The organism is Phenylobacterium sp. T106 (assembly GCF_057219735.1).
In genome coordinates this window covers 360,481-376,394 of sequence record NZ_JBXVWA010000003.1, presented here as the reverse complement: position 1 = coordinate 376,394, position 15,914 = coordinate 360,481, and the positions used below count along the sequence as shown (strand labels likewise).

The window sequence follows — 15,914 nt, the reverse complement described above, 5'->3', positions numbered from 1 at the left end:
GGCCGCAGGCCTGGCCGGTCAGAGGTCCAGGTGCATGAACTGGTTGAACGCGCTGGGCGCATAGCCGCCGAAGGCGTCCCCGCTCACGAACCCGCGTCGCCGATAGAGCGCCAGCGCCGGCTCGAACGACGGCCCGCTGCCGGTCTCCAGGCTCAGCCGGCGATATCCCCGCGCCCGGGCCTCGGCGATGATCCGCTCCAGGATCGCCGCGCCGGCGCCCTGCCGCAGGTGATCGGGGTGCGTGCGCATCGACTTCACCTCTCCCGTCCCGTCGCCCAGGGCCCTCAGCGCCCCGATCGCCGCGATCGCCTCGCCACGCCACGCGCTCCACACCGTGACGTCCGGGCTGGCCAGGCCGGAGTCGTCGAGGGCGAAGCAGTGGCCCGGCGGGGAGTTGGCGCTCATCCCCGCCAGATGCAGGGCGACGAGGTCGCGGGTCGGCTGGCCCGACAGGTCGTCCAGGCGGACGTTCAGGACTTCAGCGACGGGCAAGGGCGACGACATAGGAACAGGGCCTTTCCGACCGGTTGGCGATGACGACGGGGCCCGGCGGGCCGAAGCCCAGGCAATCGCCCGGACCGAGGGTGTGGCGCTCGCCGCCCTCGTCGATGGAGAGCTCGCCCGCCGTCACCCAGACGGCCTGGCGGATCATGGCGTAGGACGACGCGGGGAACTCCACGCGCTGGCCCGCGGGCAGTTCGACGGCGACGAGCTCGAGCGGGTGGTCGGGACGGCTGAAGACCTGCCGGCGGACGTAGCCCGTTTCAGGGTCCCGCCACGACGGCTGCTCCCCGGCGCGGCTGAGCCGGCCGCCGCCCTCGGCGCGGAGCAGAAGCCCGGCCAGGGTCAGGTCGAACGCCGCGGCGATCCTGACGAGGACGACCGCGGTCGGGCTCACCTCTTCGCGCTCGATCTTGCTGATGGCGGCCTTGGAGACCCCCGAGCGGTCGGCGAGGTCCGCCAGGGACCACCCCCGCGCGTCCCGCTCCATCCGGACCCGACGGGCGAGCCGGCCCTGCGCGTCGTCCACCAAAGTATCCATGCGTCTATGATACAGGACGACTCAGGCGCCTGCAAACCGGGTTTCCGGCAACGTGCAGATCCTCGCCTCCTGGGAGAGTCCGGTGGCCTTTCCCAGCACGCCTGCGACGGTGGCCGATCAAACGGGGAGATCGACGTGTCCACCAAGCTGCTTGCCGCCACCGCCGCCATCGCCCTCCTGGCCGGAGCCACCTCCGCGAATGCGGTCACGGTGAACTGGGCCGATTGGACGGCCCAGACGTCGTCGACGCACGTGGACGGCGTGATCACGGTCGGCAGCGACGTCATCGATGTCGACTACGATGGGGCCATCTGGTTCACCCAGACGGCCGGCGGGACCGACTACTGGGTGGACAACGGGTACACCCAAGGTGTCGTGAACCGGCCCAGCGGCTCCGACATCATCGCCCTGAACGCTGGCGGGCAGAAGACGATCACCTTCAGCCAGGCCGTGGTGAACCCCTACCTCGCCTTCACGAGCTGGAACGGCAACAACGTCACCTTCAGCTCGCCGCTCACCGTCGTCAGCCAAGGGTGCGGCTTCTGGGGCTGCGGCTCGTTCAGCGTCAACGGCACGAACACCGGCTTCTTCGGCTCGGGAGAGGTGCATGGGGTGCTGCAGTTCCAGGGCACGTTCACCTCGCTCAGCTTCACCGACTCCAGTGAGAACTGGCACGGCTTCACCGTGGGCGTCGGCGGCTTGGCCGGCGCCGTGCCCGAGCCCGGGACCTGGGCGCTGATGATCCTGGGCTTCGGCGGGGCTGGCGCTGCGCTGCGCAGCCGCCGGCGGGTGGCGGCGGCGGCCTAGTCCATCGCGCCGATGTAGGGCAGGCCGCGCATCTGGCCGGCCACGTCCATGCCGTAGCCGACGAGGAAACGGCCCGGCGCCTCCCAGGCGACGTAGTCGGGCTCGATCGCACGCGGGGTCGGCCAGGGCTTGCGGGCGAAGACCGCCGTCAGCACCTCGCTGGCGCCGGAATCGCGCACGAGCCGGGCCGCCTCGGACAGCGACAGCCCCGTGTCGAACACGTCGTCGACCACGAGGGCCTTGCGGCCGGCGATCGGGCGCTGCAGGTCGGCGCGCACTTCGCACCGGCCCGACGACTGGCGTTCGTCCTTGTAGGACGCCAGCCACATCGCATCGAACCGGACCAGCCGCCCGGCGCGCGCCAGCGCCCGGGTGAGGTCGGAGGCGAACCAGAGGCCGCCGGTCAGCAGGCAGACCACCACCGTTTCGTCGTCGATCCGCGGCGCGATCTCCTGCGCCAGCGCCTCGACGCGAGCCAGGACGTCGGTCTCGGAGATCAGGATGGTGGGCTCAGTCATGATGGTCCGCGTCGGGCTTGGGGGCCGGCGGCTGCAGGGCGTCCGGGCTGCCGGGCGGCAGCGGCTGGGCCTCGACCGGCGTCGCCGCGGCCGGCGGGGCGTGCTCCACCGGAGCCGACTGCGTCGCCCCGGCAGGGGCCGTCCGGCCGGCGCCCGGGTCGAAGGCGATCTCCAGTTCGTGCGCTCCGGCCGGCGGATCCGGCAGGTTGACGGCGAAGTAGCGCTTCGCGCCCGGCGGCACCTTGGCGTTGAGGGGCTCGGCCACCAGGCTCGCCAGCGGCTCCCCCGCCTTGTCGAGCAGGCTGATCCGGATCGGCGGCGCCATGGTGGGCGCGTCCGCGGTCGAGCGGATGGCGCCCGTCACCGCCAGCACCGGACGACCGGCGACGAACGTCTCCTTCGCCACCACGCCCTCGATGCCCAGTCCCAGCGTGTTCACGGGCAGTCCGATCGCCGCGAAGATCGGCGCCGTTCCCGGGATCATGCCGGCGACCTGCCCGCGCAGCAGCACCAGCGCGCCGCCGGCCACGATCAGGGCGGTCAGCACGCCCGCGGCGATCAGGGCGGCGGTGGGACGCTTCCTGGGGGCCGGCGGCGGCCTGCGGGCCCGCGTCCTGGCGGGGGCCGCCACGGCCTCGATGTCGTCATCGGTCCCAGCGGGTTCGGACGACGAGGTCGGCTGGGACTCGGACCCGCGCGCCGGCTCCGCCGCCGGGGCGGGCGGCGCCGCCGTCTCCGTCTCCTCGGTCTCGGGGAAGGCCCGCCAGCGCGCGGCGCAGCTGGTGCACTTCACGACCCGGCCTTCCCGCGGGATCTTGAGATCGTCCACGAAATAGCTGGTGGCGCACTCTGGACAGGTCAGTATCATTGGGCCGAATCGGACGCTCCAGCACCCTCCCGACCGAGGTCGCCGATTTCGGCCCACATGTCCAGAAACGCCAGCGCCGCCGCCGATGACCCGACGGCCGACGAAATCCTCCGTTTCGCCGGCGTTTCGATGCGCTATGGCCGCGGCCCGGAGGTGCTGAACGACGTCTCGCTGTCGCTGCCGCGGGGATCGTTCCACTTCGTCACCGGGCCGTCCGGGGCCGGCAAGAGCTCGCTGCTGAAGCTGATCTACCTGGCGGCCCGCCCGTCCTCGGGCTCGGTGCGGCTGTTCGGCGAGGACGTGACGGCGATGCCGGCGCGCGAGATGCCGCGGATCCGCCGGCGGATCGGCGTGGTGTTCCAGGACCTCCTGCTGCTCGACCACCTCTCGGCCTTCGACAACACGGCCCTGCCCCTCCGCATCGCCGGGCACAAGGCGGCGGAGTACCGGAACGACGTGGCCGAGCTCCTGACCTGGGTGGGGCTGGGACAGCGGATGGAGGCCCTGCCCCCGACCCTGGCCGGGGGCGAGAAGCAGCGGCTGGCCATCGCCCGCGCAGTGGTCAACCGGCCCGAGATCCTGCTGGCCGACGAGCCGACGGGGAACGTCGACCACGAGATGGCCCTGCGCATCTACAGGCTCTTCGTGGAGCTGAACCGGCTGGGCACGACGGTCATCATCGCGACCCACGACCAGGACCTCGTGGCCCGCTCCGGCCGTCCGGTCCTGCACCTGGAGCGGGGGCGGCTGCGCCCCATGCCGCCGATGGGGCCGGCCGAATGAGCGCCGCGTTCGACCCGCAGCGCTGGAAGCCTGCGTCCTTCCTGCCCGAAGCCGAGGCGCGCGACCCGGCGCTGATCTTCGTCGTGGCGGTCCTCTGCTTCCTGGCCTGCCTGACCGGCCTGATGGTGATCGCGGGAGACCGGGCCGCGCACGGCTGGCAGAACCAGCTGACCGGAGAGGCGACCGTCATCGTCCGCGCCCGCGGCGGCGAAACGCCCGACGCGGCGGCGGCCCGCGCCGCCGAGGCGCTCGCCGCGGTTCCCGGCGTGACCGAGGCCCGCGCGCTGGAGAAGGAGAAGGCCTACGAGCTGATCCGGCCCTGGCTGGGCGACGTGGCCGACCTCGAGGACCTGCCGGTGCCGCGCCTCGTGGCCGTGGGCCTCGACGACCGCAAGCCCGCGACGGCCGCCGTGCTCGACAAGGCGCTGAAGGCCCAGGGCATCGACGCCGTGGTCGACGACCACTCGGTCTGGATCGAGGACATCCGGGGCGCGGCGGGCGTCGTCCGTTGGACGGCGGCCTCGATCCTCGTGCTCATCGCGGGGGCCGCCGGAGCGGTGGTGGCGTTCGCCACCCGCGCCGGCATCGCCGCCCGGCGCGACGTGGTCGAGGTGCTCCATCTTGCGGGCGCCGAGGACGCCCAGATCGCCAACCTCTTCGAGCTGCGGTTCGCGCGCGTGGCCGCCGTCGCCGGCGCCATCGGGGCCGTCGCGGCCGGCGCACTCGGCGCCATGCTGCGCCTGATCGGCGGCGGCGAGGGGATCACGCCGGCGCTGCCGATCGCCTGGGCCGACCTGCTGGCGGTCCTGCCCTGCCCCGTCCTCGCCGCCCTGGTGGCCGCCGTCGCCGCGCGCATCACGGCGCGGCGGCTGATACAACGGCTCTGATGAAGTCGGTCGCCGTCTTCCTGGTCGTGGCGCTGATCTGGTTCTCGGGGCTCCTGGCGTTCGCCGCCCGCGTCCAGCAGTCGACGCCGCCCTGCGCGCCGACGCCGGCGCAAGGGGTCGTGGCCCTGACCGGCGCGAACTCGAACGACCGGCTCTCGGCCGCCATGGGGCTTCTCGAGGACGGCTACGGCCGGCGGATGCTGGTGTCCGGCGTCGACCGCAAGGCGACGCGCGAGGACATCCGCAACGTCAGCCGCGCGGTCCGGCGCCTGTACGACTGCTGCGTCGACCTCGGGTTCACCGCCGCCGACACCGTGGGCAACGCGCGCGAGACCCTCGCCTGGGCGAAGGCCATGCGCTACCGCGAGCTCATCGTCGTCACGGCGGACTTCCACATGCCCCGGGCCATGCTGGAGCTGAACGCCGTGCTGCGACCCGCCGGCATCGAGACCCAGGCCTACGCCGTGCCGACCCGGTCGCTGAAATCCCGCGACTGGTGGCGCCATCCCGGCGCCGCGCGCTTGATGGTCGTGGAGTACTGCAAGTATCTGGCGATCCTGGCGCGCGAGGCGGTCCTGGGGCTCGGTCCCCGCGATCCGCCCGCCGCGGCCGAAAAGGGGGCCCCAGCTTGAAGGCCAAGCCGTGATCGTCGTCCGCTCGCTGCTCTACGTGGCGCTGTTCTACCTCTGGACCGCGGTGATCGCGATCCTCGCCACCCCGGTGCTGCTGGGTCCGTGGCGCTGGACGCTCGCGCTGTTCCACTTCTGGGGCCGCGGCGTGACCGGCCTGCTCCGCATCTGCGGGATCAAGGTCGAGGTTCGCGGCCGGCAGTACATTCCGACGGGGCCCGCGCTCGTGGCGCCCAAGCACCACTGCATGTTCGACGTCTTCGCCCAGTTCACCTGGCTGCCCGCCTCGGCCTTCGTCATGAAGCAGGAACTGGCGTGGATCCCCTGGTTCGGCTGGTACGCCAAGAAGGCGGGCGCGATCATCATCGACCGGGACGGCGGCTCGAAGACCATGCGCCAGGTGATCCGCGAGGGGGGCGAGCGCTTCAAGCGCGGACAGCAGGTCGTGACCTTCCCGGAAGGCACCCGCAAGGCGCCCGGCGCCGAGCCCGACTACAAGCCCGGCATCGCCGCCCTCTACCGCGAGCTGAACGTGCCGGTCTATCCCGTGGCCACCAACGCCGGCGTGCACTGGCCGGCGCACGGCTTCATCCGCCGACCCGGGACCATCGTGTTCGAGTATCTCGAGCCGATCCCCCCCGGCCTCAAGCGGGCTGAATTCATGCGGATCCTGGAAGAGCGGATCGAGACCAGGTCGAACGAACTGCTCGCCCTCTAGGGACCTCCGCGCCGCGCAGGCCGGGGCGATCGCGCGGAGGCTAGGCCGCCAGCTCCCTCGCCTCGACCATGCCCAGCAGCCGCTCCATGGCCGCGTCGCGCACGTTCATCTCCCGAAGGTGCTCCACCAGGTCGCGCAGGTAGTCCACGTTGCGTCCGGACAGGCCCGTCGCCCCTGCGATCAGCTCGGCCTGCCGCTCCAGGCTGAGCGCGCCGGCCCACTGCGCGTGGCGGACGTCGGACAGGAAACACAGGCTCTCCACCCGCCGCCCGTCGTCCAGCCGGACGTGCCGCCGCGCCTCGACGTAGGTCTCGGTCGGCTGTTCGCGCTCCATCAGATAGTCGTAGACGCCCGGCCAGTCGTCCTCGGCGACGCGGTAGGCCGCGCCCCGGCAGGCGCCGCCGGGCGCCAGGCCCAGCACCAGCCCCGGCCGCGCGTAGGTTCCGCGGTGATGCACCGAATAGATGCAGAAAGCGCGCCGGCGCCCATGTAGCGTAGCGGTCCGGCGCTCTACATAGGGAAACCCCGGCCGCCACATCAGCGAACCGTAGCCGAAGACCCACCGTTCCGACGTCATCCCGCCCCGCAAGCCACGAAGACCATATCCCTGTGCCCGATCCGACCGCGCCCCGCAAACTCAGCCGCTGGCCCCTCTACATCGCCTTCGGGCTGGCCTTCCTCCTGGTGGTCGCGTGGAGCGGCTTCTGGCTGTGGGCCCGCGGACAGGCCGAATCCCGCCTCGAGGCCGGCGTGTCCCAGCTGAAGGCGGCGGGCTACGAGGTGGGCTGGAAATCGCAGGCGATCGGCGGCTACCCGTTCCGCCTCAACGTCACCCTCACCGACCCCCGCATCCGCGACCGGTCCGGCTGGGCGCTGGAGGCGCCGCGCCTCGAGGCGCAGGCGTTCCTGCATGCGCCGACCCACTGGCTCGTGGCGACGCCCGACGGCCTGACGTTCGTTCGCCCCCAGGGCGGTCCGGTGCGCGTGCAGGGCAAGCTGATCCGCGCCAGCCTCAGCCACCTGCAGAACACGCCGCCCAACCTTTCCTTCGAAGGCGTGGACCTGGTCTTCCAGCCGGCGGCCGGCGCCAATCCCTTCGCGCTGGAGCAGGCTCAGCGCGTCGAGTTCCACCTGCGCCAGGCGCCGAGCGCGCTCGACGAAGGCGGCGTGTGGCTGACGGTCAAGGACGGCAAGGCGCGGCTGTCCGGCCTCCTGGGCCGGATCGCGGGCGAGAAACCCATCTCCATCGAGTGGGACGGCCGCCTGACGAAGATGAGCGCCTTCCGCGGCGCCGATTGGCCGACCGCCGTCCGCAACTGGGACCGCGCCGGCGGCCGGATGAGCGTCAAGCGCGCCGGCCTGACCGCCGGCGACGCCCTCATCGGCGCCAACGCCGGCTCGCTGGGCGTCGACTCGGACGGGCGGCTGACGGGCAGCCTCGACGTCTCGCTTCGCCAGGCGCCCCGCGCCATCGGCGCCCTGGGCGACACCGGCACGATCCCGCGCGAGACGGCGGTGGCGGCCGCGGCCGTGGCCGGCGCGCGTGAAACCGGGGACCTCGCCCGAATGACCCTCTACTTCCAGGCCGGGCAGACCACCTTGGGCCCGGTGGCGATCGCCAGGGCGCCCAAGGTCTACGAGACGCGCTAAGCTGCGCCATGGCCTCGCTCTACGACCGCTTCGTCCTGCCCCGCCTGCTGAAGTGCGCCTGCTCGGCGCCGCCGATCGCGAAGCAGCGGCAGAAGGTGGTTCCCAAGGCGGAGGGCCGGGTTCTGGAGCTCGGCATCGGCATGGGCCTCAACCTCGCCTTCTACGATGGGGCGAAGGTGTCGAGCGTCACCGGGGTCGACCCGGCGCCGGAACTGCGCCGCATCGCCGAGGCCGCGCCGCGGGACCCCCGCATCGCCGTGGCGGTCGAGGACGGGACGGCCGAGGCCCTCCCCTTCGAGGACCGGTCGTTCGACTGTGTGGTGTGCACCTTCACCCTGTGCTCGGTCTGCACGCCGTCAGCCGCGCTGGCCGAGGCGCGGCGCGTGCTGAAGCCCGGCGGGCGCTTCCTCTACGCCGAGCACGGGCTTTCGCCCGACGCCGAGGTGGCGAAATGGCAGCGGCGGATCGAGCCCGTCTGGAAACGCATCGCGGGCGGCTGCCACCTGACGCGGCCGGTCACCAGCGCCATCCAGGCGGCGGGCTTCCGCGTCGAGCGTTCCGACAGCATGTACCTGCCGCGGGCGCCCCGGTTCGCCGGCTGGAGCGAGTGGGGCGAAGCGGTCCCCTGACGCGACCCTCAGGCCTCGCCGTGGAACGGCAGGGCGAACGCGCGGAAGCGGCTGGGCAGGCGCAGGGCCGCGCGCGTGGCGTCGCGGACCGTCGTGTAGTGCTGCGCCAGTTCCGACGCATCGGTCCACGCCACGGGAGCGGCGCGGAGAAGGTACTCAAGCCCGTCCGGCTTGGTGCGGGCCACGAGAACTGAAGACGCCATCGGCTTGTCTCCAAGGCCGGCGTGCCGTTTTGGCCCGCCTAACGCGTTACGCAACAATTCGCGTGCCAGACGCATCGCGTTCGCCTCCCAGGGAGAATCGCGGCCAAGCTTCCGCGTTCGGGAGCGGGGCGGCGGACGATGGCCGAGGTCGTGTACACGGTGGACCGGGTGGACGGGGTCTGGACCGTCGGCCTGGGCGAGAAGCGCTTCGGCCCCTACTCCAGCCTCGACACCGCCACCGCCGCCGCCACGGGGGCCGCCCGCAAGGCCGAGGCCGCGGGCCACGTCGCCTGCGTGGTGATCAAGGGCGCGGACGACGAGTCGCCGATCGGCGACGCGCAGTCGGATGCGGCGGCCTGAGAAACCACGTGGTGGAGCGTCGCTGGTAGCTGGGGGCGGGCTCGAACCGCCGACCTGTGGGTTATGAATCCACCGCTCTAACCAGCTGAGCTACCCAGCCACGAGCGACACCCCACCACGGGAGGCGCGGTTTATAGGGGCGATGCCGCCGCGCTTCAAGCGCTTGGGCGCGGACGGCAGGCGCGCTAGGCTCGATGCTGCGATGAGCGTCCTGCACCTCCTGGGAACGGCCGGCGAAGGCGGCGCGGAGACCTACTTCGTTGACCTCCTGAAGGCGCTGAAGCGGGCCGGCGTGGCGGAAGCGGCGGCGATCCGGCGCAATCCGCTGCGCGAGGCGCGCCTGCGCAAGGCCGGCATTCCGGTGAAGGTGCTCCACTTCGGCGGCCCGCTGGACATCATCACCCGGCCGGCCGTCGCAGGCTTCGCGGCGCTCAACGGAACCCGTGTCGCTCTCGCCTGGATGAACCGCGCCGCGCGTCACACGCCGCGGGGGCCCTGGGCCCGCATCGGCCGGCTCGGCGGCTACTACAGCCTGAAGTACTACCGCGGCTTCGATCACCTGGTCGCCAACACCGAGGACATCGCGGATTGGATCGTGGACCAGGGCTGGCCTGCGGGGCGGGTCACCTGCATCCCCAACTTCGCCGCCGCCGCCGCCGAGCGCGCGCCGGTGGATCGCGCGACCCTCGACACGCCCGCGGACGCGCCGCTGCTGCTGGCCATGGGCCGCCTGCACGAGAACAAGGCCCATGACGTCAGCCTGCAGGCCCTGACCCGGCTGCCGGACGCCTATCTGTGGATCGCCGGGGCGGGCCCCCAGGAAGCCAAGCTGAAGGGGCTCGCCGAGGCGCTGGGCGTCGCGCCGCGCGTCCGCTTCCTCGGCTGGCGGGCGGACGCCTCGGCGCTCTACCGGACCGCGGACGTCTGCGTGTTCCCCTCGCGCTACGAGCCGCTGGGCAATGTGGTCATCCAGGCCTGGGCCCACGGACTGCCCGTCGTCGCCGCCGAGAGCCAGGGGCCCAAGGCGCTGATCCAGCACGACCGCGACGGGCTCCTGGTCCCCATCGACGACGCCGAGGCCCTGGCGGCCGGGGTCACGCGCCTGCTGGACGACCCCGGCCTTCGCGCCCGCTTCGCCGCGGCGGGCGTCCAGCGCGTCGCCTCGCAGTTCTCGGAGAGCGCCGTCGTCGCCCAGTGGCAGGCCCTCTTCGCCGATCACGGAGCCGCCTGATGTGCGGCATCGCCGGGCAGCTCGGCGGGGACGACTCCCGCGCCGAGGCGATGATCCGCGCGATCGCCCACCGTGGGCCCGACGGCGTGCGGCTGGAGCAGCTCCCGGGCGCGGCGCTCGCCCACGCGCGGCTGTCGATCATCGACCTGGAAGGCGGATGGCAGCCCCTGCACGCCGCCGGCGGCGCGGTCGTCGGCAACGGCGAGATCTACAACTACGTCGAGCTGACGCGCGACCACCAGCTGGGCCCGCATCTGGCCACCGGGTCCGACTTCGAGCCGCTGCTGCACCTCTACGCGCGCGAGGGCCCCTCCGCCTTCGAGCGCCTGCGCGGCATGTACGCGCTCTGCCTGGTGGGACCCGACGGGCGGACGTTCCTGGCCCGCGATCCATTCGGCATCAAGCCGCTGTACCTGATGGAGCACGCCGGCGGCCTGGCCTTCGCCTCCGAGCCGCGCGCCTTCTTCGCCGCCGGCCTGATGCAGCGGGCGCTGGACGAAACCGCGGCGCGCGAGCTGCTGGAGCTGAACTACGTGCTCGGCGAGCGCACGCCCTTCCAGGGCCTGCGCCGCGTCGCGCCCGGCGAGGTCATCGAGGTTCGCGACGGCCGCATCGTGGCGAACCACCGCCGCGCGCCGCTCCCGCTGAACCCGCAGGTCGAGGCGCGCGCGGCGGATGACCCGATCGCCGCCCTCGACGCCGTGCTCGAGGACAGCGTGCGCGTGCACCAGCGTTCCGACGCGCCCTACGGCCTGTTCCTCTCGGGCGGCGTCGACTCGGCCGCCATCGCCACCCTGATGGCGCGGCTGAACACGCGCCCGGTCACGGCCTTCACCTGCGGCTTCGACGCCCCGGGCGCTGCGGACGAGCGCGCCGCGGCCGAGGCCGTCGCCCGGGCGCTGGACCTGGACTGGCGCGAGACCACCTTCGGCGAGGCGGACTTCTGGCGGATCCTTCCGCAGGTCGCCTGGGCCATGGACGACCCCACCGCCGACTATGCGACGCTGCCCACCTACAAGCTGGCCGAGGCCGCCAGGGACAGCCTCACCGTCGTCCTCACCGGCGAGGGCGGGGACGAGCTCTTCGCCGGATACGGCCGCTACCGGCGCGCGCTGCGGCCCCGGCTGCTCGGCGGGCGCCCCGCAGAACCGCGCGGGACGTCGCCTGAGGTCCTCGCAGCCTGGCGCGACGCGGCGCGCCCACCCCGGGGGCTGAGCGCGCTCCAGCAGGCCCAGTGGGCCGATGTCGTCACCTGGCTGCCCAACGACCTGCTGCTGAAGCTGGACCGTTGCCTGATGGCGCACGGGCTCGAGGGGCGCACACCCTTCCTCGACCCGGCGGTCGCCGCTTTCGCGTGGTCGCTCCCCGACCGGCTGAAGACGCATGGCGGCTACGGCAAGTGGATCCTGCGCAAGTGGCTCGAGCGCGCCTGCCCGGCCGCCCGGCCCTGGGCGAAGAAGCAGGGGTTCACGACGCCGGTGGAGGCCTGGATCGCGCCCCGCGCGGGCGACCTTGCGCCGCGCATCGCCCGGGTCGCCGCCGTCCGCCGGCTCGTCCCGGACGCCGAAGACCGCATGCGGCAGGGAACGGGCCGCTGGCCGCTGCTCTTCCTTGCCGTCTGGTCGCTCATACATCTGGAGGGCGCGCAACCCGACGACGCGCTTCGCACTGTGCTTCCGAGCTGACGGAGATCCCCTTGAAGACGCTGCTGACCGCCGCCTGCGCGACCGCCCTCCTTGCCGCCGCCTGCAACGCGGCCCCCGACCGCGCCCAGGCGCAGGGCGCCTCCGGGGCCCCTGTGGAAACCCGCGCGCCGAACGGGAAGGACCAGACGCCCGCCTTCGCCGGCCAGACCCGCGCGCCGGAGGTCAAGGCCGGCGTCGACTACCAGGTCACCGACCACGTGACCGGACTGGTCAAGCCGTGGGGCCTCGCCTTCACGCCCGACGGCGGCCTGCTGATCACCGAGAAGCCCGGGCGGCTGCGCCTGTTCAAGGACGGTCGCCTCTCCGAGCCGGTGGCCGGCGTCCCTGCCGTGGACGCACGCGACCAGGGCGGCCTGCAGGGGATCGCGCTGGACCCGCAGTTCGCCCGGAACGGCCTCGTCTACCTCCACTACGTGGAGCCCCCGAAGGACGGGAAGAACAACGGCGCCGTGGCCCGCGGCCGGCTGGTGACCACGGGCGGGACGCCGCGCCTCGAGGACGTCCGCGTGATCTATCGCCAGACGCCGTCGCTGGCGTCGACGAAGCACTACGGCGGGCGGCTGGTGTTCGGCCGCGACGGCACGCTCTTCGTGACCGGTGGCGAACGCTCCGTCCTCGAGGGCCGCATGCAGGCCCAGCGCATGGACGGAACCCTGGGCAAGGTGGTCCGCATCAACACCGACGGCTCGATCCCCAAGGACAATCCGTTCGTCGGACGGGCGGGCGCGCGGCCCGAGATCTTCTCGATCGGCCACCGCAACATCCTGGGCGCGGCGCTCCACCCGCGGACCGGCGAGCTCTGGGAGGTCGAGCACGGCGCCCGCGGCGGCGACGAACTGAACATCGTGCGCAAGGGCCGCGACTATGGCTGGCCCACGATCACCTACGGCATCGAGTACGCCGGCGGCCCGGTGGGCGAGGGGATCACCCGGAAGGCCGGCATGGAACAGCCGATCTACTACTGGGACCCGGTGCTCGCGCCCGGCGACATGGCGTTCTACGAGGCCGCCCAGGTCCCCGCCTGGAAGGGCAGCCTGTTCGTCACCGGCATGGGGCCGCGCTACCTCTCGCGCCTGACGCTGGACGGCGACAAGGTGGTGGGCGAGGAGCGCCTCCTGGCCGAGGTGAAGGAGCGCCTGCGCCCGATCGCGGTCGGTCCCGACGGCGCGCTCTACATCGGCGTCGACAGCGACGCCGGCCGCATCATCCGGGTGGCGCCGAAGTAGTCGGCGGCGCGGCCGCGACGCGGAGCGCCATCACGAACAGCACCGTCAGCACCGGCGCCCAGATGAGCCGCTCCATGGCGCTGGGCGTGATCAGGTTCAGCACGAGCCCGACCCCCAGGAACCCGACCACCAGCCAGGCGGGCCACCGGGGCGCCGGACCACGCCCGCGGATCAGCCCGGCGCGCCGCGCGACGATGTAGCCGATGCCCGCCAGCAGGCCGGCCTGCGCCAGGGCGGCGACCCGCATCTCCGGCGGGAAGACGCCGGGAAACGCGCCGCCCATGGCGTACTCGCCCCAGGGCGCGCCGGCCGCCAGCGCGAGCTGGAACAGGATCGCCACCGCCTGCAGGGCGAGGAAGATCCGGGCCGCGACGGCGGGTCCCGGGATCACGCCGGCGCGCCCGCCTTCCCGTACTGCGCGCCCAGGCGTGTCATCACCGCCTCGAACTCGGCGATGGTCTCGGAGATCACCTGCGCCACCGGCTTGACGCTGTCGATGCGGCCGGCGACCTGGCCGGTCAGCGCGATCGCCGCCTCCATGTCGCCGCCGAAATAGAGCTGCAGGGCGTTGGCCATCTCGGCCATGACGTTCGGCGGCGGCTCCAGCTCCAGGCGCGTGGTCTTCTCGGTGCGCAGCGCCCGCAGCGCCGGGCCCGGACCGTGGCGATTCAGGAAGACCGTGTCGGTCTCCTTGGCGTTCACGATCATGTCCTTCCAGTTCTGGTGCACCGGGCTCTCGGCGGCCGAGACCATGCGGGTGCCCATCTGCACGCCCTCGGCCCCCAGCGCGAAGGCTGCGGCCATCGAGCGGCCGTCGGTGATCCCCCCGGCGGCGATGATCGGCAGGTCGGTCTTCGACGCCACCAGCGGCAGGAGGACCATGGTCGCGACCTCGCGGCTGTTCTTGAAGCCGCCGCCCTCGCCGCCCTCGACCACCAGCCCGTCCACGCCGGCCGCGATCGCCTTCTCGGCCGCCGCCAGGGAGGGGACCACGTGGAACACGGTGAGCCCCCGGCCCTTCAGCGCGTCGCAGTAGCGGTTCGGGTCGCCGGCCGAGGTCGTCACGAACCGCACGCCCTGGTCGGCCACGAAGCTCACGATGTCGGGGTCGCGCACGAAGGCCTGGGCCACGTTGATCCCCCACGGCTTGTCCGTGAGGGTCTTCATCTTCTTCACCTCCTCGCGCACCTCGTCGAGGCGGCCGGACGAGGTCTCGATGATCCCGAAGGCGCCGGCGTTGGACACCGCGCTGGCCAGCTGCGCGCGGGCGATCCAGCCCATCGGGGCCTGCACGATCGGATGCGCGACGCCCAGCAGTTCCGTGATGCGGTTCTTCATGCCGTCCTCCCTGACGAAACTATGCGGAGGCCCGACAAAAACTCAAACCCTCCTGCCCTCCCCAGGCGGGGAGAGATTAGAGCCCCAGCCGCGCCGCCACCTCCTCGCCGATGGCCAGCGACGAGGTCAGGCCCGGGCTTTCGATCCCGAACAGCGCGACCAGTCCCGGCAGCCCGTGGACGTCCCGCGCGTCGAGCCGGAAGTCCGGCTGAGGCTCGCCCGGGCCATGGATCTTCGGCCGGATCCCGGCGTAGTCGGGGCTCAGCGCGCCGTCGGGCAACGACGGCCAGAACTTGCGGATGTAGCGGTAGAACCCGTCCGCCGCCGCGGGATCGACAGTGTAGTCCAGCTCGTCGACGAAGTTGAGATCCGGCCCGAAGACCCCCTGGCCGCCCAGGTCGCGGCGGTAGTGGGTCCCCAGAGCGCCCGGGATCGGCGGCGGATAGATCAGGCGCTGGAACGGCGCCTTGCCCGCCAGCCGGAAGTACATGCCCTTGCCGTAGTGGCCTTGCGGGATGAGGGCGGGCGGGAAGCCCTCGATCCGCGCCGCCGCCGCCTGGGCCGACAGGCCGGGCGCCGTCACCAGGTAGCGGCATGTCAGCGTCGTCGGCTCGGCGCCGCCGGCCGCCACGGAGAACCCGCCGCCCTCCAGCGGCGTCGCGGCCTCGAACGGCGTCGCCAGCACCACCGCCCCGCCGGCCGCCTCGATCTCGCCCTGCAGCGCCAGCATGTAGGCGTGGCTTTCGAAGACCCCGCTCTGCGGCGAGAGCAGCGCGCCCTCGCAGGCCAGCTCGGGCTCCATCGCCAGGGCCTGCGCCCGGCTCAGGCGCTCCATGCCTTCGACGTCATTGGCCTGGGCCTGGTCGTAGATCGCCTCCAGCCGCGCCACTTCGTCCGCCGTCGTCGCCACCACCAGCTTGCCGCAGCGGTCGTAGGCCACGTGGTGCGCGTCGCAGAAGGCGTAGAGCCGTCGCCGCCCTTCGACGCAGAGCCGCGCCTTGAGCGACCCGGTGGGATAGTAGAGGCCGCCGTGGATGACCTCGGAGTTGCGCGACGAGACGCCCTGGCCGATGGCGACGTCCTGCTCCAGCACCGCCACCGCCAGCCCGCGGCGGCTCAACGCGTGGCCGCACGCCAGCCCGACGGCGCCCGCGCCCACGACCACCGCGTCGAAATCGAAATCGGCCATGACGCGGGGTTAGCTGTCCGGGCCAGCCGTGTCACGCCCCGAGGAAACGGAGGCCCGCGGCCTCGCGAACATCAGGGTCTGACGTCCCCACGGTCACGGATTGTATAAGGGCCGCAAATCGAACGGCGAC

Annotated in this window: 20 protein-coding genes and 1 tRNA gene; 11 read left to right on the top strand and 10 right to left on the bottom strand. The window is 72.7% G+C overall.

Annotation, left to right across the window (positions count from 1 at the left end):
• Positions 1-18: 18 nt before the first annotated feature.
• Positions 19-492 (bottom strand): GNAT family N-acetyltransferase, encoded by a 474-nt coding sequence (locus AC2D8W_RS09485; RefSeq protein ID WP_484671330.1) that lies wholly within the window; start codon positions 490-492, stop codon positions 19-21.
• Positions 479-1,042 carry a helix-turn-helix domain-containing protein gene (locus AC2D8W_RS09480; RefSeq protein WP_484671329.1) on the bottom strand — a complete coding sequence of 188 codons (564 nt, stop codon included), beginning with the start codon at positions 1,040-1,042 and terminating at the stop codon, positions 479-481. The genes AC2D8W_RS09485 and AC2D8W_RS09480 overlap by 14 nt, the downstream gene beginning before the upstream one ends.
• 135 nt (positions 1,043-1,177) lie before the next feature.
• On the opposite strand from AC2D8W_RS09480, the gene AC2D8W_RS09475 reads away from it, so the two are divergent.
• Positions 1,178-1,849 (top strand): PEPxxWA-CTERM sorting domain-containing protein, encoded by a 672-nt coding sequence (locus AC2D8W_RS09475; protein WP_484671328.1) that lies wholly within the window; start codon positions 1,178-1,180, stop codon positions 1,847-1,849.
• Here the strand turns inward: AC2D8W_RS09475 and AC2D8W_RS09470 are convergent.
• Entirely contained in the window at positions 1,846-2,367 is a 522-nt protein-coding gene (locus AC2D8W_RS09470; protein WP_484671327.1) for a phosphoribosyltransferase, read from the bottom strand. The two genes, AC2D8W_RS09475 and AC2D8W_RS09470, sit on opposite strands and share 4 nt — an antisense overlap.
• Positions 2,360-3,235, bottom strand: coding sequence for a DUF3426 domain-containing protein (locus tag AC2D8W_RS09465; RefSeq protein ID WP_484671326.1), 876 nt, complete (start codon positions 3,233-3,235; stop codon positions 2,360-2,362). Before AC2D8W_RS09465 ends, AC2D8W_RS09470 begins: the two co-directional genes overlap by 8 nt.
• 57 nt (positions 3,236-3,292) lie before the next feature.
• On the opposite strand from AC2D8W_RS09465, the gene ftsE reads away from it, so the two are divergent.
• Genes ftsE through AC2D8W_RS09445 form a run of 4 tightly spaced genes read left to right on the top strand, consistent with a single transcriptional unit; the run spans position 3,293 to position 6,252 of the window.
• Positions 3,293-4,018: a cell division ATP-binding protein FtsE gene (gene ftsE / locus AC2D8W_RS09460; RefSeq protein WP_293484468.1), complete on the top strand. Its 726-nt coding sequence runs from the start codon at positions 3,293-3,295 to the stop codon at positions 4,016-4,018.
• A complete protein-coding gene (locus tag AC2D8W_RS09455; RefSeq protein ID WP_484671325.1) occupies positions 4,015-4,905 on the top strand; it encodes a cell division protein FtsX in 891 nt (296 codons plus the stop codon). The genes ftsE and AC2D8W_RS09455 overlap by 4 nt, the downstream gene beginning before the upstream one ends.
• Positions 4,905-5,537, top strand: coding sequence for a YdcF family protein (locus tag AC2D8W_RS09450; RefSeq protein ID WP_484671324.1), 633 nt, complete (start codon positions 4,905-4,907; stop codon positions 5,535-5,537). Before AC2D8W_RS09455 ends, AC2D8W_RS09450 begins: the two co-directional genes overlap by 1 nt.
• Before the next feature lie 10 nt (positions 5,538-5,547).
• Positions 5,548-6,252 (top strand): lysophospholipid acyltransferase family protein, encoded by a 705-nt coding sequence (locus AC2D8W_RS09445; protein WP_484671323.1) that lies wholly within the window; start codon positions 5,548-5,550, stop codon positions 6,250-6,252.
• Between the two features lie 40 nt (positions 6,253-6,292).
• Here AC2D8W_RS09445 and AC2D8W_RS09440 read toward each other — a convergent pair whose 3' ends face one another.
• Complete coding sequence (locus AC2D8W_RS09440) at positions 6,293-6,829, bottom strand: gamma-glutamylcyclotransferase (protein WP_293484460.1); 537 nt, start codon at positions 6,827-6,829, stop codon at positions 6,293-6,295.
• 32 nt (positions 6,830-6,861) lie between these two features.
• On the opposite strand from AC2D8W_RS09440, the gene AC2D8W_RS09435 reads away from it, so the two are divergent.
• Both AC2D8W_RS09435 and AC2D8W_RS09430 read left to right on the top strand, forming a co-directional pair.
• Entirely contained in the window at positions 6,862-7,902 is a 1,041-nt protein-coding gene (locus AC2D8W_RS09435; protein WP_484671322.1) for a DUF2125 domain-containing protein, read from the top strand.
• An 8-nt stretch (positions 7,903-7,910) separates the two neighbouring features.
• On the top strand, positions 7,911-8,531 hold the full coding sequence (locus AC2D8W_RS09430; RefSeq protein ID WP_484671321.1) for a class I SAM-dependent methyltransferase: 621 nt from the start codon (positions 7,911-7,913) through the stop codon (positions 8,529-8,531).
• Between the two features lie 8 nt (positions 8,532-8,539).
• On the opposite strand, the gene AC2D8W_RS09425 is transcribed toward AC2D8W_RS09430, so the two are convergent.
• Positions 8,540-8,734 carry a hypothetical protein gene (locus tag AC2D8W_RS09425; RefSeq protein WP_293484455.1) on the bottom strand — a complete coding sequence of 65 codons (195 nt, stop codon included), beginning with the start codon at positions 8,732-8,734 and terminating at the stop codon, positions 8,540-8,542.
• A gap of 138 nt (positions 8,735-8,872) precedes the next feature.
• On the opposite strand from AC2D8W_RS09425, the gene AC2D8W_RS09420 reads away from it, so the two are divergent.
• A complete protein-coding gene (locus AC2D8W_RS09420; protein WP_484671320.1) occupies positions 8,873-9,094 on the top strand; it encodes a hypothetical protein in 222 nt (73 codons plus the stop codon).
• Between the two features lie 23 nt (positions 9,095-9,117).
• On the opposite strand, the gene AC2D8W_RS09415 is transcribed toward AC2D8W_RS09420, so the two are convergent.
• Positions 9,118-9,194: transfer RNA gene (locus tag AC2D8W_RS09415), tRNA-Met, on the bottom strand.
• 102 nt (positions 9,195-9,296) lie between these two features.
• On the opposite strand from AC2D8W_RS09415, the gene AC2D8W_RS09410 reads away from it, so the two are divergent.
• From AC2D8W_RS09410 to AC2D8W_RS09400, 3 genes are read left to right on the top strand one after another with little or no spacing between them, the layout of a single operon-like run.
• Positions 9,297-10,325 (top strand): glycosyltransferase, encoded by a 1,029-nt coding sequence (locus tag AC2D8W_RS09410; RefSeq protein WP_293485440.1) that lies wholly within the window; start codon positions 9,297-9,299, stop codon positions 10,323-10,325.
• Positions 10,325-12,010 carry an asparagine synthase (glutamine-hydrolyzing) gene (gene asnB / locus AC2D8W_RS09405; protein ID WP_484671319.1) on the top strand — a complete coding sequence of 562 codons (1,686 nt, stop codon included), beginning with the start codon at positions 10,325-10,327 and terminating at the stop codon, positions 12,008-12,010. Before AC2D8W_RS09410 ends, asnB begins: the two co-directional genes overlap by 1 nt.
• An 11-nt stretch (positions 12,011-12,021) precedes the next feature.
• Entirely contained in the window at positions 12,022-13,257 is a 1,236-nt protein-coding gene (locus AC2D8W_RS09400) for a PQQ-dependent sugar dehydrogenase (protein ID WP_484671318.1), read from the top strand.
• On the opposite strand, the gene AC2D8W_RS09395 is transcribed toward AC2D8W_RS09400, so the two are convergent.
• The 3 genes from AC2D8W_RS09395 to AC2D8W_RS09385 all read right to left on the bottom strand — a co-directional run bounded on the left by AC2D8W_RS09395 (position 13,235) and on the right by AC2D8W_RS09385 (position 15,784).
• On the bottom strand, positions 13,235-13,648 hold the full coding sequence (locus tag AC2D8W_RS09395; RefSeq protein ID WP_484671317.1) for a hypothetical protein: 414 nt from the start codon (positions 13,646-13,648) through the stop codon (positions 13,235-13,237). The genes AC2D8W_RS09400 and AC2D8W_RS09395 overlap by 23 nt on opposite strands.
• Positions 13,645-14,595: an NAD(P)H-dependent flavin oxidoreductase gene (locus AC2D8W_RS09390; protein WP_293485447.1), complete on the bottom strand. Its 951-nt coding sequence runs from the start codon at positions 14,593-14,595 to the stop codon at positions 13,645-13,647. Before AC2D8W_RS09390 ends, AC2D8W_RS09395 begins: the two co-directional genes overlap by 4 nt.
• Before the next feature lie 76 nt (positions 14,596-14,671).
• The gene (locus AC2D8W_RS09385) at positions 14,672-15,784 is read right to left on the bottom strand and encodes an NAD(P)/FAD-dependent oxidoreductase (protein WP_484671316.1); all 1,113 of its coding nucleotides are present in this window, start codon (positions 15,782-15,784) and stop codon (positions 14,672-14,674) included.
• Positions 15,785-15,914 lie beyond the last annotated feature (130 nt).

Coding starts and splice junctions, on each gene's coding strand:
- AC2D8W_RS09385 (WP_484671316.1), bottom strand. CDS start 15,784: ATGGCCGATTTCGATTTCGACGCGGTGGTCGTGGGCGCGGGCGCCGTC.
- AC2D8W_RS09440 (WP_293484460.1), bottom strand. CDS start 6,829: ATGACGTCGGAACGGTGGGTCTTCGGCTACGGTTCGCTGATGTGGCGG.
- asnB (WP_484671319.1), top strand. CDS start 10,325: ATGTGCGGCATCGCCGGGCAGCTCGGCGGGGACGACTCCCGCGCCGAG.
- ftsE (WP_293484468.1), top strand. CDS start 3,293: ATGTCCAGAAACGCCAGCGCCGCCGCCGATGACCCGACGGCCGACGAA.
- AC2D8W_RS09470 (WP_484671327.1), bottom strand. CDS start 2,367: ATGACTGAGCCCACCATCCTGATCTCCGAGACCGACGTCCTGGCTCGC.
- AC2D8W_RS09425 (WP_293484455.1), bottom strand. CDS start 8,734: ATGGCGTCTTCAGTTCTCGTGGCCCGCACCAAGCCGGACGGGCTTGAG.
- AC2D8W_RS09480 (WP_484671329.1), bottom strand. CDS start 1,042: ATGGATACTTTGGTGGACGACGCGCAGGGCCGGCTCGCCCGTCGGGTC.
- AC2D8W_RS09455 (WP_484671325.1), top strand. CDS start 4,015: ATGAGCGCCGCGTTCGACCCGCAGCGCTGGAAGCCTGCGTCCTTCCTG.
- AC2D8W_RS09390 (WP_293485447.1), bottom strand. CDS start 14,595: ATGAAGAACCGCATCACGGAACTGCTGGGCGTCGCGCATCCGATCGTG.
- AC2D8W_RS09430 (WP_484671321.1), top strand. CDS start 7,911: ATGGCCTCGCTCTACGACCGCTTCGTCCTGCCCCGCCTGCTGAAGTGC.
- AC2D8W_RS09420 (WP_484671320.1), top strand. CDS start 8,873: ATGGCCGAGGTCGTGTACACGGTGGACCGGGTGGACGGGGTCTGGACC.
- AC2D8W_RS09450 (WP_484671324.1), top strand. CDS start 4,905: ATGAAGTCGGTCGCCGTCTTCCTGGTCGTGGCGCTGATCTGGTTCTCG.
- AC2D8W_RS09410 (WP_293485440.1), top strand. CDS start 9,297: ATGAGCGTCCTGCACCTCCTGGGAACGGCCGGCGAAGGCGGCGCGGAG.
- AC2D8W_RS09465 (WP_484671326.1), bottom strand. CDS start 3,235: ATGATACTGACCTGTCCAGAGTGCGCCACCAGCTATTTCGTGGACGAT.